General features: G+C 72.4%; 15 protein-coding genes and 1 tRNA gene. 12 read left to right on the top strand and 4 right to left on the bottom strand.

Translation table 11 applies throughout. The annotated features are described in order from the left end of the window. Positions 1–94: 94 nt before the first annotated feature. From ACFVU3_RS11830 to serS, 11 genes are all read left to right on the top strand, one after another. On the top strand, positions 95–1,615 hold the full coding sequence (locus ACFVU3_RS11830) for an aldehyde dehydrogenase family protein (protein WP_390065713.1): 1,521 nt from the start codon (positions 95–97) through the stop codon (positions 1,613–1,615). A gap of 61 nt (positions 1,616–1,676) precedes the next feature. Beyond that, complete coding sequence (locus tag ACFVU3_RS11825; protein ID WP_390065712.1) at positions 1,677–2,816, top strand: acyl-CoA dehydrogenase family protein; 1,140 nt, start codon at positions 1,677–1,679, stop codon at positions 2,814–2,816. An 81-nt stretch (positions 2,817–2,897) separates the two neighbouring features. Further along, complete coding sequence (locus tag ACFVU3_RS11820; RefSeq protein ID WP_390065711.1) at positions 2,898–4,196, top strand: aspartate aminotransferase family protein; 1,299 nt, start codon at positions 2,898–2,900, stop codon at positions 4,194–4,196. Between the two features lie 2 nt (positions 4,197–4,198). Beyond that, complete coding sequence (locus ACFVU3_RS11815) at positions 4,199–4,687, top strand: SRPBCC family protein (protein WP_390065710.1); 489 nt, start codon at positions 4,199–4,201, stop codon at positions 4,685–4,687. 26 nt (positions 4,688–4,713) lie between these two features. Continuing rightward, a complete protein-coding gene (locus ACFVU3_RS11810; RefSeq protein ID WP_390065709.1) occupies positions 4,714–5,262 on the top strand; it encodes a hypothetical protein in 549 nt (182 codons plus the stop codon). Further along, on the top strand, positions 5,259–5,849 hold the full coding sequence (locus ACFVU3_RS11805) for a flavin reductase family protein (RefSeq protein WP_390065708.1): 591 nt from the start codon (positions 5,259–5,261) through the stop codon (positions 5,847–5,849). Before ACFVU3_RS11810 ends, ACFVU3_RS11805 begins: the two co-directional genes overlap by 4 nt. After that, positions 5,846–6,835: a VlmB-like protein gene (locus ACFVU3_RS11800; RefSeq protein ID WP_390065707.1), complete on the top strand. Its 990-nt coding sequence runs from the start codon at positions 5,846–5,848 to the stop codon at positions 6,833–6,835. The genes ACFVU3_RS11805 and ACFVU3_RS11800 overlap by 4 nt, the downstream gene beginning before the upstream one ends. Beyond that, positions 6,832–7,860: a beta-ketoacyl-ACP synthase III gene (locus tag ACFVU3_RS11795; protein WP_390065706.1), complete on the top strand. Its 1,029-nt coding sequence runs from the start codon at positions 6,832–6,834 to the stop codon at positions 7,858–7,860. Before ACFVU3_RS11800 ends, ACFVU3_RS11795 begins: the two co-directional genes overlap by 4 nt. Positions 7,861–7,963: 103 nt before the next feature. Beyond that, positions 7,964–8,194, top strand: coding sequence for an acyl carrier protein (locus ACFVU3_RS11790; protein WP_390065705.1), 231 nt, complete (start codon positions 7,964–7,966; stop codon positions 8,192–8,194). Next, entirely contained in the window at positions 8,194–9,414 is a 1,221-nt protein-coding gene (locus ACFVU3_RS11785) for a beta-ketoacyl-[acyl-carrier-protein] synthase family protein (RefSeq protein ID WP_390065704.1), read from the top strand. Before ACFVU3_RS11790 ends, ACFVU3_RS11785 begins: the two co-directional genes overlap by 1 nt. Before the next feature lie 130 nt (positions 9,415–9,544). Then, on the top strand, positions 9,545–10,822 hold the full coding sequence (serS, locus tag ACFVU3_RS11780; protein ID WP_390065703.1) for a serine--tRNA ligase: 1,278 nt from the start codon (positions 9,545–9,547) through the stop codon (positions 10,820–10,822). Between the two features lie 139 nt (positions 10,823–10,961). On the opposite strand, the gene ACFVU3_RS11775 is transcribed toward serS, so the two are convergent. From ACFVU3_RS11775 to ACFVU3_RS11765, 3 genes are all read right to left on the bottom strand, one after another. Then, positions 10,962–11,756: a BTAD domain-containing putative transcriptional regulator gene (locus ACFVU3_RS11775; RefSeq protein ID WP_390065702.1), complete on the bottom strand. Its 795-nt coding sequence runs from the start codon at positions 11,754–11,756 to the stop codon at positions 10,962–10,964. A gap of 255 nt (positions 11,757–12,011) precedes the next feature. Next, positions 12,012–12,497, bottom strand: coding sequence for a hypothetical protein (locus ACFVU3_RS11770; RefSeq protein WP_390065701.1), 486 nt, complete (start codon positions 12,495–12,497; stop codon positions 12,012–12,014). Between the two features lie 40 nt (positions 12,498–12,537). After that, the gene (locus ACFVU3_RS11765; protein ID WP_390065700.1) at positions 12,538–14,133 is read right to left on the bottom strand and encodes an MFS transporter; all 1,596 of its coding nucleotides are present in this window, start codon (positions 14,131–14,133) and stop codon (positions 12,538–12,540) included. A 171-nt stretch (positions 14,134–14,304) separates the two neighbouring features. Between ACFVU3_RS11765 and ACFVU3_RS11760 the strand changes: the two genes are divergently transcribed. Further along, a complete protein-coding gene (locus tag ACFVU3_RS11760) occupies positions 14,305–14,937 on the top strand; it encodes a TetR/AcrR family transcriptional regulator (RefSeq protein WP_390065699.1) in 633 nt (210 codons plus the stop codon). Between the two features lie 123 nt (positions 14,938–15,060). Here the strand turns inward: ACFVU3_RS11760 and ACFVU3_RS11755 are convergent. Beyond that, positions 15,061–15,154 (bottom strand) — tRNA-OTHER (locus ACFVU3_RS11755). Between the last annotated feature and the right edge of the window lies 1 nt (position 15,155).

Below are 15,155 nucleotides of genomic sequence, written 5' to 3'. Positions count from 1 at the left end.
TGGCCGTGCGGCAGAAGAACGCCAGGCACCTCTGCGCAGCTACAAGCTCTACGTCGCCGGCAAGGACGTCGAAGGCGACGGCTGGGTCTACACCGTGAGCGGCAGATCCCTCCTGGAGGACGTGTTCACCAGCGTGACGCTCAAGCGGACGCTGGAGAAGGACCCCGAGTCGGACGCCGCCCAGCACCCCTACGTGGTGGGCCGCTGCGCCATCGCGAGCGACGACGCCCTGGGCCTGGCGAGCGAGGCCGCCGCGGCCGCCGCGCCCGGCTGGGCCGCCTTCCCGCTGGAGCGCCGCATGGCCCTCGGCCACCGCTTCCGCGAGGAACTCGAGCGGCGCCGGGACGAGTTCGTCGACATGCTGATCGCGGAGGCCCACCCCGCCAAGCTCGCCCGCTGGGAGTACAGCTCGCTCCTCCAGATCTTCAGCGAGGAGAGCCTCGGCTGGTACCAGGAGCAGATGCACACCGAGTTCCGGCACGGGGACCGCCGCCTCATCGTGCGCCGCCAGCCCGACGGCGTCGTCGCCTTCAACCCGCCGCAGAACGCCCCGCTGCCCAGCGCCGCCCTCGGCGTGCTGTGCCTGATGTCCGGCAACGCGGTCGTCATGCGCGCCCCGCGCAGCATCGCCCTCAGCACCATGTGGCTGATGCGGGACGTGGTCGCGCCGATCCTGGACGAGCTCGGCGCGCCGCCCGGCACGCTCAACGCCCTGTGCGCCAATCCCAAGCAGACCATGGACCGCTGGATCGACGACCCGCTCATCGACGACATCTTCTACATCGGCGGCAGCCAGGAGGGCCTGCGCCTGGAGCGGAACTGCGTCGAGAAGGGCAAGAAGGCCATCCTCGAACTGGCCGGCAACGACTGCGTCGTCGTCTGGTCCGACGCCGACGTGCCCAAGGCCGTCGAGGCCATCACCGAGGCGTTCTACGGCTCCGGCCAGATCTGCATGGTCCCCAACGGCGTCCTCGTGCACCCCGCCGTCGCCGACGAGCTCCTGGCCGAACTCCAGGAGCAGGTCAAGCGGATCCGGCCCGGCTACCCGGAGGAGGAGGACGTCCTGCTCTCCCCGGTCCGGCGCAGCGAGCGGTTCTTCCGCCTGCTCAACCAGGCACTGGACCAGGGCGGGACGCTCGTCACCGGCGGGCGGCGCATGGAGGTGGACGGCACCCCGTCCGACACGGGCGTGTTCCTCCAGCCCACCGTCGTCCGGGTCGACGGGCTGGCGCGGGCCCGCGAGTTCGACATCGTCCGCGAGGAGACGTTCTTCCCCCTCATCCCCGTGGTCGTCGCCGAGCCCGCCGCCGACCAGGAACTGCTCAGCCGGTTCGTCGACTTCACCAACGCCAACCCGTACGGGCTGCGCAACTCGCTGTGGACCGGGTCCGACGAGGTCATCGACACCTTCGTGCGCCAGGTCGTCAACGGCGGACTGCTGAAGATCAACGACTCGCACATGGGCTGCGTGCCCTACCTGCCCACCCACGGCGGCACCGGTCTGACCGGCGGAGCCTTCGGCGAGGCCAACTACCCGATGCTCAAGACCTCCCATCTGCAGGGCGTCAGCATCGCCAGCGGCGTCAGCCCGTACGAGGCGGTCTTCGGCGCCTGAGCGCGCCACCCCCCACACCCTCCGCCCCGAACCCCTCTCCCTTCTCCCACCGGAGGTACCCGTGCGCTCCCTCGACCGTGCCCGCGCCGTCTGCGAGCAGTACCACCCGGGGCTCCTCAAGGCCCTGGAGGAGATCCCCTTCGACCAGCGCGAGCAGCCCGGCAGCGCCGCCATCGACCTGTTCCGCGCCCACGGCGGCGTCGGGCTGCTCATCCCCGCCGCGTTCGGCGGCGCGGGGGCCTCCCCGCTGGAGGCCGTCCGCGTGCAGGAGGCCCTCGGCGCGGTGTCGCCGTCGCTGGCCGCCGCCACGACCATGCACCACTTCACCGCGGCCATGCTCTACGCGCTGGCCGAGCGGGAGGACCGGCTGACCGCCGCCCAGCTGGACCTGCTGCACCGGATCGTGCCGGAGCAGAAGCTCATGGCGTCCGGCTGGGCCGAGGGGCGGACCCAGCAGAACGTCCTCGCACCGACCGTCACCGCGGAGGTCGTCGAGGGCGGCTACCGCCTGCGGGGCTCGAAGAAGCCGTGCAGCCTGTCGTCCTCGATGGACCTGCTGACGGCCAGCATCTCCGTGCCGGGCTCCGACGGCGCGCCCGAGCTCGCCGTCGCCCTCGTGCCGGCGGACTCCCCCGGACTGAGCGTGCACCCGTTCTGGGGCACCGGCCTGCTGGCCGGCGCCGAGAGCGACGAGGTCCGCCTGGAGGACGTGTTCGTGCCCGAGGAGCTGGTGGTACGGACCTCGGCCGACGACCCGAGCCGGCTGGACGACCTGCAGACGGCCGGCTTCATCTGGTTCGTCCTGCTCATCTCCGCCGGGTACACGGGAGCCACCGCCGCCCTCGTGGAGGAGGTCGTGACGCGCGAGCGGGGCAACCCCGCCGAGCGCGCGTCCCTCGCGATCGGCCACGAGGCCGCCGTCGCCCTGCTCGAAGGCGCCGCACGCGCCCTGGAGACCGGGGTCGACGGCGAGGAGGCGGTGGCCGGCGCCCTGGTCGCCCGCTACACCGTCCAGGAAGCCCTCGTCACCCACGCGAACCGGGCGCTGGAGCTCCTCGGCGGCATCGACTTCATCAAGGGGTCCCCGAACGCGACCATCGCCGCCTCCGTACGCCCCCTCGCCTTCCACCCTCCGGCCCGGCCCGCCGCGGCCGAACCGCTGCTGAGCTGGTTCGCCGGCGGCTCCCTCGAACTGGCCTGAGGCCCTTCGCGGCGGCCGTCCCCCGCGGCCGCCGGCCTCCGTTCCCCCGTTCCGTCCCGCAAGTCATAGGAGTGACGACTCGTGACCGTGGTCCAGGACTCCCCCGCCGGCGCCGCGCCGCCGAGCGCGGAGGAAGAGATCCTCCGGCTCTACCGAGCCCACCTCAGCAAGGGCCGCGCCACGCTGGCCGAGCTGTTCGGCAGCCACATGGAGGTGGACTCCTCCGGAGCGTGGCTGACCACCAGCGACGGCGAGCGCTTCCTCAACGCCGGGGGGTACGGGGTCTTCATCATGGGCGCCCGCCACCCCCGGGTGGTCGAGGCCGTCCAGCGCCAGCTGCACACCCACCCCGCCGCGACCCGGATCCTGCTGGAGCCGACCGCGGCCCGGGCCGCCGAGGCCCTCGTGTCGGTCATGCCCGAGGGGCTGGACCGCGTCCACTTCGCCCTGTCGGGCGCGGAGGCCGTGGAGACCGGTCTCAAGCTCGCCCGGGCGAACGGGTTCCGCCGCACCGTCTCCATGAACGGCGGCTACCACGGCAAGACCCTCGGCGCGCTGTCCGCCACCGCCAAGGACGTCTATCAGCAGCCGTTCCGGCCGCTGGTGCCCGACTTCCTCCACCTGCCGTTCGGCGACGCGGACGCGCTGGAGGCCGAGCTGTCGGCCCATCCCGGCGAGGTGTGCGTCATCCTCGAACCCGTCCAGGGCGAGGGCGGCGTGATCATCCCGCCGAAGGGCTACCTGAAGCGGGTCGAGGAACTGGTCCGCCAGTACGAGGGCTTCCTCGTCATCGACGAGATCCAGTCCGGTCTCGGCCGGCTCGGCGAGTGGTGGGGCGTGGACATCGACGGTGTCGTGCCCGACGTCATGCTGACGGGCAAGGCGCTGGGCGGCGGTGTGCTGCCCGTCTCCGCCGCCGTCGCCACCCGCAAGGCGTTCCGGCCCTTCGACAAGGACCCCTTCCTCCACACCGCGACGTTCTCGGGGCAGCCGCTGCTCATGGCCGCCGTCCAGGCGTCCATCGAGACGATCAAGGAGGAGCGGCTCGTCACCAAGGCCGTCGAGCTCGGTGCCGTCCTGCTGCGGGAGCTCACCGAGATCGCCCGCCGCAACATCCCCGACCAGCTGGTGGAGGTCCGGGGGCGCGGTCTGCTGATCGGCGTCGAGCTGGTCGAGGCCGGGCTCGCCGGCGAGCTGCTGATCGAGCTGTTCAACCACGGAGTCGTCGCCAACCACTCGATGAACGGCAGCGCGGTGGTGCGCTTCACGCCGCCCGCCACCCTGACCGGCGCCGAGGTGCGGATCCTCCTCGACTCCTTCGACAAGGCCACCCGCGACCTGATCCGGGGCGCGGCCACGATGCCGGAAGGCGGTAACTGACCGTGCGACACGTAGAGATCAAGGTGCTGGTCCCCGCACAGGAGGCCCGGACCGTCTTCGAGTCCATCATCCGCTGGGAGCGGTACCCCGATCTCGCCCCCCACGTGCACACCACGACCGTGCACGGCACCCTGCCGTCGGACGACTGCAGTTCGAGCTGGGAGCTGCACTTCCGCAGCGGTCTGCTGCGCTGGACGGAGCGGGACGAGTTCTCCCTGGAGGACCTGACGGCCCGCTTCGAGCAGATCGACGGCGACTTCGACAGCTTCGAGGGCGTGTGGACGCTGCGCCAGGAGGGCGCGGACGTCGCCGTCGACTTCGAGGCCGACTTCGACTTCGGCATCCCCAGTCTTGAGGGGATCCTCGACCCCATCGCCGAGCGCGTCATCAAGGAGAGCGTGGCCTGGGCCGTCACCGGCATGTTCCCGGGCACCAAGCTGCTCGGCGACGCCAACCTCAGCGACACCCGCCCGGAGACGGCCGCGGCGTGACCCGCCGCCCCGACAGGAGCTGAACCGTGGATCAGGCCAACCCCTTCGAAACACCACGCACCTACTCGCTCCACCGGGCCGAGTACCTCGTCGGTCTGGCGGTGACCACCGGTCTCCTCATCGCCCATCTGGACGAGATCAGATGGGTGCCGGCGATCGCGCTCTTCCTCTACATCGACCTCATCGGGTACATCCCCGGCGCCATCGCCTTCCGGCGGAGCGGCGGCCGCCCGATCGCGAAGACGTACTACGTGCTCTACAACGTGATGCACAGCCTCATCACGCAGGCCGCCGTCGTGGCCCTGTGGTGCTGGCTCATCGGCCCCGAGTGGGCGCTGCTGGTGATCCCCTTCCACCTCTTCGGGGACCGGGGTCTCTTCGGCAACTTCATGAAGTCCTTCGCGCTGCCCTTCGAGCCGGTGCGCCAGCCCGGCTACCTGCGGCTCCTGGACGACCTCGGCATCAAGCACCCCAAGCCGGTGGGCCACGTCTCCGACCCGGCGCCCGTCGGGCACGTCCCCGCCGCGCGGACCGCCGCGCCCGGCGGACGGGTCCGTCAGGAGGCGGCGCGATGAGCACCGCGCTCCGCCCGCGCACCGGGCCGGCGGCCGGGCACCGCAGCCCCGAGGGCCGGCTGCGCCGGCGCCGGGCGCTGTACCACCTCGCCGCCCCGGTGGCGGTGCTGACCGTGCGTCACGGTGACGTGCTCCACGGCACCACGGTCAGCACGGTGTCCACCGTCTCCCGGGAGCCGCTGCTGCTCGGCGCCTCCCTGCGGCGGGGGTCGCAGTTCGCCGAACTGGCGGCGGCCGCCGGCCGCTACGCGGTGAACGTCCTCGCGGGGGACCAGGCCGATCTGGCCCGGTACTTCGCCGACGGCTCGCGTCCCGAGGGGGCGGCGCAGTTCGCCGGCCTGGCCTGGGAGCCCGGCCCGTACGCGCAGGCGCCGCTCCTCGACGGCGCGCTGGCGCACTACACGTGCCGGCTCTTCGGCGCCACTCCGCTGGGCGGCCAGGAGGTGCTCATCGGGCATGTGACGCACGCCGTCGTCGGCGAGGGCGACCCCCTGCTCAGTTACGCGGGCGGGCTCTTCAGCGGGCCGCTCACCCCCGTCCGGGACCCCGGACCGGGCAGCCAGACCAGGAAGGACACCACCGCATGACCGAGTCCGTGGCCCCCGAGGCCGACTGGGACAAGGCCCCCGGCCTGCTCGACGGGGCGAAGGAGCTGACCCTCGGGCCCGAGGAGTGCGACCTCTCGTACTGGTTCACGTCCGTGGCACAGGGCACCCTGCGGGACCGCGGCGACACCGGGCACCACGCCGACGCGGTCGTCCCCGGCTTCCTCAAGGAGCCCGGCCCGCTCCGGGACGCGCTCACCCTGGAGTTCGGCTTCCGGGCCCTGTCGGAGGAGATGGCCACCCGGATCCTCGGCCGCTACGTGACCATCGCCCCGGGCATCCCGGAGATGGAGTTCTACGCGACCCAGCTGATCGACGAGGCCCGGCACGCCCGGGTGTTCCGCAACCACCTCGTCGAGCTCGGTCACCCCGCGGACAGCCTGCTGCGGGACGTGGACGAGATGGCCGCCGACTACCGGCGCCGCGTGCTGGAGCCGGTGAAGGAGTTCACCGACGACATCGTCACCGGCCAGTCCGACTTCATCGGCGGGGTCGCCGTCTTCGCCATCGTCATCGAGGGCGTGCTCGCGCCGGCGGCCGAGCTGAGCGAGCGCAAGTGGACGCCGCTGTCGCCCGCCACCGGCGAGATCTCCCGCGGCACCGCCATCGACGAGATCCGCCACCTGACCGTGGCGAGCACGATCCTCCGCGACCACGTCGCCAAGCACCCCGAGTACCGGCCGCGGCTGCTGGAGATCCTGCGCTCCGGCGTCCGGCTCTGGGACGAACTGCCCGACCGCGAGTACGTCCTGCCGCGCGAGGAGATGTTCCAGAAGGGCATGCAGGAGCACGCCGACCTGATCCGCGACTACGAGATCTGGCCCGGGGTGCGGATGCTGGACACCACCCCCGAGCAGCGCTACGACATGGCCGAGCAGTGGACCGACGAGATGGCCGAGGCCCGCATGGCCTACATGGGCCTGCCCGTCGAGGTCCTGGCGAGCGGCCAGGCGGGCGGCGAGGGATGACGGCACCGTCCCGGCCCCTGGCCACGGGGCGCGCCGCGGTCATCGCGGGCATCGGGTCGTACGTGCCGCCGGACGTGGTGACCAACGAGGACCTGACCCGCCGGCTCGACACCTCGGACGAGTGGATCCGCAGCCGCACCGGCATCGCGACGCGCCACGTGGTCTCCCCCGGGACGGCCACCTCCGACCTGGCGGTCGAGGCCGGGGCGCGGGCCCTGAAGTCCGCGGGCGGCGAGGACGCCGACGCCGTGGTGCTCGCCACCACGACGCCGGACCACACGTGCCCCGCCACCGCGCCCGCCGTGGCCGCGCGCCTCGGCCTGACCGGGGTGCCGGCCTTCGACGTGGCGGCGGTGTGCACCGGGTTCCTCTACGGTCTGGCCAGCGCGTCCGGGCTGATCGCGGCGGGCATCGCGGACCGGGTGCTGCTGGTGGCGGCCGACGCGTTCACCACCATCATCGATCCCGGGGACCGCACGACCGCCGTGATCTTCGCCGACGGGGCGGGTGCCGTCGTGCTCCGCGCCGGCGACCCCGGTGAGCCCGGCGCGGTGGGCCCGCTCGTCCTGGGCAGCGACGGCGGGCGGAGCGATCTCATCGAGGTGCCGGCCGGCGGATCGCGGCAGCGGTCCTCCGGGCGCGCCGCCGGTCCGGAGGAGCACTACTTCCGGATGCAGGGGCGCGACACGTACCGGCACGCGGTCGAGCGCATGACCGCGGCCTCCGTGGAGGCGGTGGAACGCCGCGGCTGGACGATGGACGGCGTCGACCGCTTCGCCGCCCACCAGGCCAACGCCCGCATCCTGGCGGCGGTCGCGGACCGGCTGGAGATCCCCGACGAGCGGCGGCTGTCCAACATCGAGCACGTCGGCAACACCGGCGGCGCGTCCCTGCCGCTGCTGCTCTCCCAGGCGGCCCAGGACGGCCGGCTGACCACGGGCCAGAAGGTCCTGCTCACCGCGTTCGGCGGCGGCCTCGCCTGGGGCGCCACCGCCCTGCACTGGCCGGAGCTCGATCCGCTCTGAGCCCCGCCCACACACACATCCCCACCTCCCCCCACATCCCCACACCCCCTTCCCACCCCGCAGTGATCACCCCGCGCCCCGTGCGCACGACCGGAGGAACATCATGTTCGAGCAGCTCAAGAGCATCCTCGTCGACAAGCTGAAGGTCTCGCCCGAGGCCGTCACCCCCGAGGCCACCCGGGAGGAGATCGAGCTCGACTCCCTGGCCGTCGTGGAGCTGTCCCTCATGCTGGAGTCCGAGCTGGGGCTCAAGATCAGCGACGACGAGCTGGTGGAGGCGCCCACCGTCGGCGACATCGTGGCGCTCATGGAACAGCGGGGCGCGAAGATCTGATGGCGGGCATCGATGTGGCCGTCACCGGCCTCGGCCTCGTCACCCCGGCCGGCATCGGGGTGGGGCCGAGCTGGGAGACGGTCCGCTCAGGGCGATCCACGGCCGCCTTCGACCCCGTCCTGGAGTCGAACCCGGTGAGGATCTCGTGCCGCGTCCCCGGGTTCGACGCCGATGCCCTGCTGGGGGCCAGGCGTGCCCTGCGCCTGGACCCGTTCGTACAGTTCGCCCTGGTCGCCGCCCGTGAGGCGCTGGCCGATGCCGGGCTGGACCCGCAGACCTGGGACGGCGCCCGCGTCGGCGTGGTCCTGGGCAACGGCGACGGCGGGCCCACCACGGTGGAGGCCCAGCACCGGGTGCTCCTGTCGTCGGGCGCCGCCAAGGTGTCCCCGCTGCTGCTGCCCATGCAGCTGCCCAACATGCTGGCGGGCCAGGCGGCCATCGAGTTCGGGGCCACCGGTCCCAACCTCGTGGTCTCCACCGCCTGCGCCTCGGGCACGACCGCCGTGGGGGTCGCGCGCGACCTGCTGCTCCTCGACCGGTGCGACGTGGTCCTGACCGGCGGCAGCGAGGCCCTGATCACCCCGCTGGCCATGGCGGGCTTCGCGCAGATGGGCGCCCTGTCCCGGCGCGAGGACGACCCCGCCGCCGCTTCGCGTCCCTTCGACGCGGACCGGGACGGGTTCGTCGCCGGGGAGGGCGCCGGCATCCTGGTCCTCGAACGGCTGGCGGACGCCCGCGCCCGCGGTGCCCGGGTACGGGCCCGTGTGGCGGGGTACGGGGCGTCCGCCGACGCGCACCACATGACGTCCCCTCATCCGGCGGGCGCCGGCATCGAGTCGGCCGTCCGCGAGGCGCTGCGGGACGCGGGAGCCGGGCCGGGCGACGTGGCGCACGTCAACGCGCACGGCACGTCGACGCCCCTGAACGACCTGGCCGAGGCCACCATGCTGAAGCGGACGCTCACGAGCGACCCGCTCGTCACCTCCACCAAGGGCGTGACGGGGCACCTGCTGGGAGCGGCGGGTGCCGTGGAGGCGGTCTTCACGGTGCTGTCGGTGGAACAGGGCATCGTGCCTCCCACCGCCAACCTCACCCGTCCCGATCCGCGCATCGAGATCAAGGTCGCGGCGACGGAGACGCGAGTCCCCGTCGACCTGGCGCTGAGCAACTCCCTCGGCTTCGGCGGACAGAACGCGGTGCTCGCCGTCGCCGCAGCCTGACCGTCACCGCCGTCCGGGGCAGTCGACCCTCACCGGGTCGGCTGCCCCTGCCCATACCCCCCTTCGGCCCGACCGGGCCGGCACGTGCGCGGCCGGGGTCCGCGGCCGCACCGGAAAGAGGAGACCCGCCGTGCACGACGTACGCGAACTGATCGCGCTGGGGCCCGAGGCCGTCCGGCGCCTGGCGCGACGCGATCACCCCCTCGACCTCGACGTCCTGGAAGCGGCCTCCCGCAGGCGGACCGCCGCCGAGGAGCGGGTGAGCCGGCTGCGGGCGGAGCTGAAGGCAGCGGCGCGCGGGGGCACGCGCGGCGCCCCGGGCGAGGAGGAGCGTGCGGCGGCACGCGCCCTGCGGGACCGGGTGCAGGAGGCCGAGGCGGAGGCGCGGACGGCGGGCGCGGAGCTGACGGAGCGCCTGCGGACGATCCCCAACCTTCCGCTCGACGAGGTGCCGGACGGCCGCTCCGAGAAGGAGGCGGTGGAGGTACGCCGGGGCGGGCCGCCCGTCACCGGGGAGGCCGGGGGGCCGCACCACGCCGACCTCGGCGAGCGGCTCGGTCTCTTCGACGGCGCCCGCGCCGCGCGTCTGTCGGGGGCCCGGTTCCACGTCTCCCGCGGGGCGGGGGCGCGGCTGGAGCGGGCGGTCGGCGACTTCCTGCTCGATCTGCACGTCGCGCACCACGGCTACACCGAGTACTCCGTCCCCTTCCTGGTCAACCGGGAGACGATGACGGGCACCGGTCAGCTCCCGAAGTTCGAGGAGGACCTCTTCGCCACGCGGGTCGGCGACCGCGAGCTCTTCCTGATCCCCACCGCCGAGGTGCCGCTGACGAACCTGGTGGCCGGGGAGACGCTCACCGACGCAGAGCTGCCGCTCGCGTTCACCGCCCGCACGCCCTGTTTCCGCTCCGAGGCCGGTTCCCACGGGCGGGACACCCGCGGGCTGCTGCGGCTGCACCAGTTCGAGAAGGTGGAGCTGGTACGGGTCTGCGCGCCGGCGGACGCCCCCGCGCAGCTGGAGCTGATGGTGGGGCACGTCGAGGAGTGCCTGCGGCGGCTGGAGCTGTCGTACCGCGTGGTCCTGCTGCCCGCGGGCGACATGGGCTTCTCCGCGCGGATGACCTACGACATCGAGGTGTGGCTGCCGGGCAGCGGTGACTTCCGGGAGATCTCCTCCGTCTCGGACTGCGGCACCTTCCAGGCCCGGCGGGCGGGGATCCGCCACCGCGACGCCGCGGGCCGGAAGGGCCCCGCCGCGACGCTCAACGGGTCGGCGCTGCCGATCGGGCGGACGGTCGCGGCCCTCCTCGAACAGGGCTGCCGGCCCGACGGCAGTGTGGTCCTGCCGGAGGCCCTCGTCCCCTACGCCGGGTTCCGCACGCTCCTGCCCGGGGGCCGTACCGCCTGAGGAGCGGGCCCGGGCCCGTTCCGCCCGGGACACGGCGAGCGGGCCCGTTCCGCCGCGGGCGGCGGAACGGGCCCGCTCATGTGTCCTGGGGACGTTCGGGACGGTCAGCGTCCGCGCGGCGTCACGGGGAGGGGGTCCGTCACGCGATGCGAAGGAGCGTGGGGGCGCTGGTCAGGGCGAGGGACGGGTCGTGGGAGAGGATCGCGTGTTCCACGTTGCGCAGGGACGGGGAGGGAAGCACGCCGATCTCCTCGGAGAGGCGCTGCCACATGCGGCGGTACGTGTCCAGCGCGTCGGCCTGCCGGCCGGAGCGGTAGAGGGCGATCATGAGCTGCTCGCAGAAGCGCTCGCGGAGCGGGTTGTTGACATGGGCGTCGCAGAGTTCGGGCAGGATGCTCGCGTGGCGGCCCGCGCCGAGCTCGGCGTCGAACAGCAACTCCCTTGCCCTCAGGCGGTGTTCCTCGTAGAGGGAGCCGGCGAGACGGCAGACCGACCCGCCGGGGAGGGGTCCGAAGACGGGGCCTCTCCACATGGACAGGGCGGAGCGGAGGAGGCGGGCGGCTTCGGCGGGGTGGGCGGTGAAGAGGTCCTCCGCCCGGCGGACCTTGCGGAGGAACTGGGCGGCGTCGAACTCGTCCTCGCCCACGGCCAGCCGGTAGCCGGACGGGTGGACGGTCAGGCGCGACACGGTCCGCTGCGGCTCCATCGATTTCAGCCGGCGCCTCAGTCGGCTGATGTGCGCCTGGAGGGCGTTCGCCTGGTTGTCCGGGGCCGACTCCCCCCACATCTCGTCGACGAGGGTCTCGCCGGAGACCGCCTGTCCCTCGCTGACGAGGAGCACCTGTAAGAGTGTGCGTTGCAGGTCGCCCGGTATCTCGACCTGACCTGTTGCGGTATGTACCTCTAACGACCCGAGAATCGAGAAACTCAGCACATCGTCCTCCGTTGCCGTATGTGTGGGGTGCACATGAAGACGAACACGGCGCCGTCGCGGACTCCCGATTATTTCAGGTCGGGTGACTTATTTTCGACGGTATTCCGTGTCGTCATCTCCACGAACAGCCTTGCGCTTTAGTTCGATTCGATCCTCCCACAATAGGATTCACTGTGAACTTACTTTTACGAATGTTTACCGTGAATCCCGGCCGTCGAGACGGCCGGGTGCCGGACCGGCACCCGGCCGGTGTCCCTACGAACCGATATGCGCGCCTCCCCGGGCCCTCAGCGTGGCCGCGTGTCCGGGAATGTGCTCCCTCGCGCGGACCCGCACCAGGTCTCCCCACTTGAGGTCCTGGTCGAAGACCACGGACCCCTCACGGTCGACGAGGCGGGCCCGGACGGTCGCCTCCGCCGCCTCCTCGGGGGTGCGGGCCAGCAGGTCGATGAGCTCCATCGCGTTCCTGCGGACCAGCTCCGCCCGCTCGGCGTGGGTCGTCGAGCCGAGGATCCGGCCGATCTCGGACTTCGACATGGCCTGCGCGTTGTCCAGGCGGGCCGCCCGGCCGGCGAGGACATCACGCCCCGCGCCGGCCAGGGCCCGGTCGCTCAGGGCGATGTGCGCCAGGATCCAGTCGATCTGGGCCCGGTCGGACTCGGCGAGGGGCGAGGTGTCGGTGATGCGCTCCGCCGCCTCCAGCAGGTGCCGGTAGGCCGTGAGGAGTTCGTCGGTTTCCACGGTGCCTCCGTATCAGGTGCGTGAGCAGTGACGGCCGCGGTCACACGGAGGCGGCACGGGAGGGGTCGGCGGCGGGCCCGGCGGCCGCGGCGGCGGCCGCCGCCCTGGCCTCGGCCATCTTCTTCCGGCTGGGCAGGACCACCAGCGCCAGCAGGCCGCCGACGATGGTGCCGAGGGCGGCGGCGGTGAAGCCGATCTGGAGGCCGTCCGTGAAGATCGGGGCCACCGCGTCCCGCACCGGTCCCCGCACCTGCTCCGGCAGTCCGGAGATGACGCTCAGGTCGCCCGAGGAGAGCGGGCCGGTCAGCTCGCCCCGCGCCGCCGGATCCAGCTGCACGCCCTTCAGCGCGTCCGGGACCTCGCCGTGCAGGTGCTGGATCAGCAGCGTGCCCGTCAGGGCCACGCCGAACACGCTGCCGACCTGGCGGAACGTGTTGGACACGCCCGACGCGGTGCCGGCCTGCTCCGGGCGGACCGAGGAGAGCAGCGCGACGGTCGCCGGCGCTCCCACCAGGGAGACGCCCGCGCCGAGCAGCGCCATCGCCCACCAGTAGGAGCCGAATCCGCTGCCCGGCTCCAGCAGGGACAGCTCGAAGAGGCCGACCGCGCTCGCCAGCGAGCCGATCAGGATCGGGACCTTCGGGCCGAACTTGGCGGCGGCCACGCTGGCCACGTACGAGAAGACCATGATCGACACGTTGAGGGCGAGGAACCGGACGCCGGCCTCGGTGGTGGACAGGCCGTTGACCTGCTGGAGGTAGAAGGTCAGCAGGAAGATGCTGCCGTACAGGCCGAACAGACCGAGGAAGTTGACGCCTCCGGCGACGACGAGGACGGGGTTGCGGAAGAGGTTCATCGGCAGCATCGGGTCCTCGCTGCGCAGCTCCCAGGCGATGAAAGCGGCCAGGGCGACGGCGGCGACGGCGAAGGAGCCGAGGATGACGGGGTCGCCCCAGCCCCGCGCGCTGGCCTCGATCAGGCCGTAGACGAGGGTGGCCATGGCCACGACGAAGAGGACCTGTCCGGCGATGTCGGCGCGGCGGCGGTTCGGCGCCTTGCTCTCGGCGAGCCGGCCGGCCAGGACGATCAGCGCGGCCACGCCGAAGGGCAGGTTGACCCAGAAGATCGACTGCCAGCCGAAGGCGTCCACGAGGATGCCGCCGAGCACCGGTCCGGCGGCGAGGGCGAGCCCGCCGATGCCGGCCCAGATGCCGATGGCGCGGGCCCTGGCGGCGGGCTGCGGGTAGGTGGTGGAGACGAGGGCCAGCGAGACCGGGATCATGATGGATCCCGCGGCGCCCTGGAGCACCCGCGCGACCAGCAGGAACTCGTAGTTCGGCGCGAGCGCGCAGAGCACCGACGCGGCGAGGAAGCCCACCAGCCCGCCGAGGAAGATGCGCTTGCGTCCGAAGATGTCGCCGAGCGTCCCCGCCGTGAGCAGGAGGCAGGCGACGACGAGGGCGTAGGCGTTGATGACCCACTGGAGCTGGGTCATGTCCGCCGAGAGGTCCGCCTGGATCTCCGGCAGGGCCACGTTCACGATGGTGGAGTCGAGGTACACCATGAAGACGCCCACGCAGATGAAGGTCAGGAGCAGACCTTTTCCTCGGGTGGCGTCCGGGGTCGTTTGTGTCATGTCTTCCTCATGTTCACGCGGAAATGGAGGGTCCCCGAACTGCGCGCAGCAGGGGGCCCTGCGGAGCCTGAGCACGAGAAACGCTAACTGACCGACGGTCGGTCCGACAAGCGACCGGCGGTCGGTCATGTAGCCTCGACACAGAGACCCCGAGCAAGGAGGGCTGCAGTGATGGCTCAGACCGCGACCCCGAGGAAGCGCAAGCGCGTCGTCAAGACCCCCGAGGCGCGCCGGGCCGACATCCTGAGGGCCAGCCGGGAGGTGTTCGGGACGGCCGGCTTCGCCGACGCGACCATCGCGGACATCGCGACGGCCGCGGGCATGGGCAAGGGCAGCTTCTACATGTACTTCGAGACCAAGGACCACGTCCTGGCCGCTCTGTGGGAGCAGTACGTCAGCGCCTTCTACGACACCACCCAGGAGATCCTGGGGCGGGGCCAGGCATGGTGGCCCACCATGGACGAGCTGCTGCGCAGGCTCCTGGACCACGCCATCGAGAACGCGGAACTGCACCGCCTGGTCTACGGATCGGCGAACGCGAAGGCGCTGGAACTGTGCAAGGAGTCCAACGCCCGCGTGGTGGACACGATCTGCGACTTCGTCCGGCGCGGCGCGGTGGCCGGCGCGTTCCGCAGCGCCAACCCCGAGTGGGCGTTCCGCATGATCTACCACGCCGCGGACGGCCTGCTGGACGACCTGATCGCTGACGGTTCGCCGATCGACGCCGAGGAGATCGGTCGCAGCGTCCTGGAGATGGCCCACCGGACGCTCGGGGACCCGGACCTCGCCCCGGCCGGCCGCTGACGCGCCGCCCGGCCCGCCCCCGGGCCGGGCACGCGCGGAGCCCGCTCCGGAAGACGCCGGGAAGGCCGTCCGGAGCGGGCTCCTCCGGGGGGCGAGACCCCCGGTGATCGTGCGTGTCCTCTGCGGAGAGGGCAGGATTCGAACCTGCGCGGGCCCGATGGACCCGACCGTGGAGCCGAGGCTCCGGTCCCCGATAAACCACTCCGGGCACCTCTCCC

The sequence above is a fragment of the Streptomyces sp. NPDC058052 genome (genome assembly GCF_042885515.1).
GTDB lineage: Bacteria > Actinomycetota > Actinomycetes > Streptomycetales > Streptomycetaceae > Streptomyces.
Note: the sequence above shows the minus strand (reverse complement) of the source record. Positions and strands in the feature narration are given on the sequence as shown.

Bases quoted from the DNA above. Each gene is read 5' to 3' on its own strand.
- ACFVU3_RS11805 (WP_390065708.1), top strand. From the start codon at position 5,259: ATGAGCACCGCGCTCCGCCCGCGCACCGGGCCGGCGGCCGGGCACCGC.
- ACFVU3_RS11800 (WP_390065707.1), top strand. From the start codon at position 5,846: ATGACCGAGTCCGTGGCCCCCGAGGCCGACTGGGACAAGGCCCCCGGC.
- ACFVU3_RS11795 (WP_390065706.1), top strand. From the start codon at position 6,832: ATGACGGCACCGTCCCGGCCCCTGGCCACGGGGCGCGCCGCGGTCATC.
- ACFVU3_RS11790 (WP_390065705.1), top strand. From the start codon at position 7,964: ATGTTCGAGCAGCTCAAGAGCATCCTCGTCGACAAGCTGAAGGTCTCG.
- ACFVU3_RS11785 (WP_390065704.1), top strand. From the start codon at position 8,194: ATGGCGGGCATCGATGTGGCCGTCACCGGCCTCGGCCTCGTCACCCCG.
- ACFVU3_RS11765 (WP_390065700.1), bottom strand. From the start codon at position 14,133: ATGACACAAACGACCCCGGACGCCACCCGAGGAAAAGGTCTGCTCCTG.
- ACFVU3_RS11760 (WP_390065699.1), top strand. From the start codon at position 14,305: ATGGCTCAGACCGCGACCCCGAGGAAGCGCAAGCGCGTCGTCAAGACC.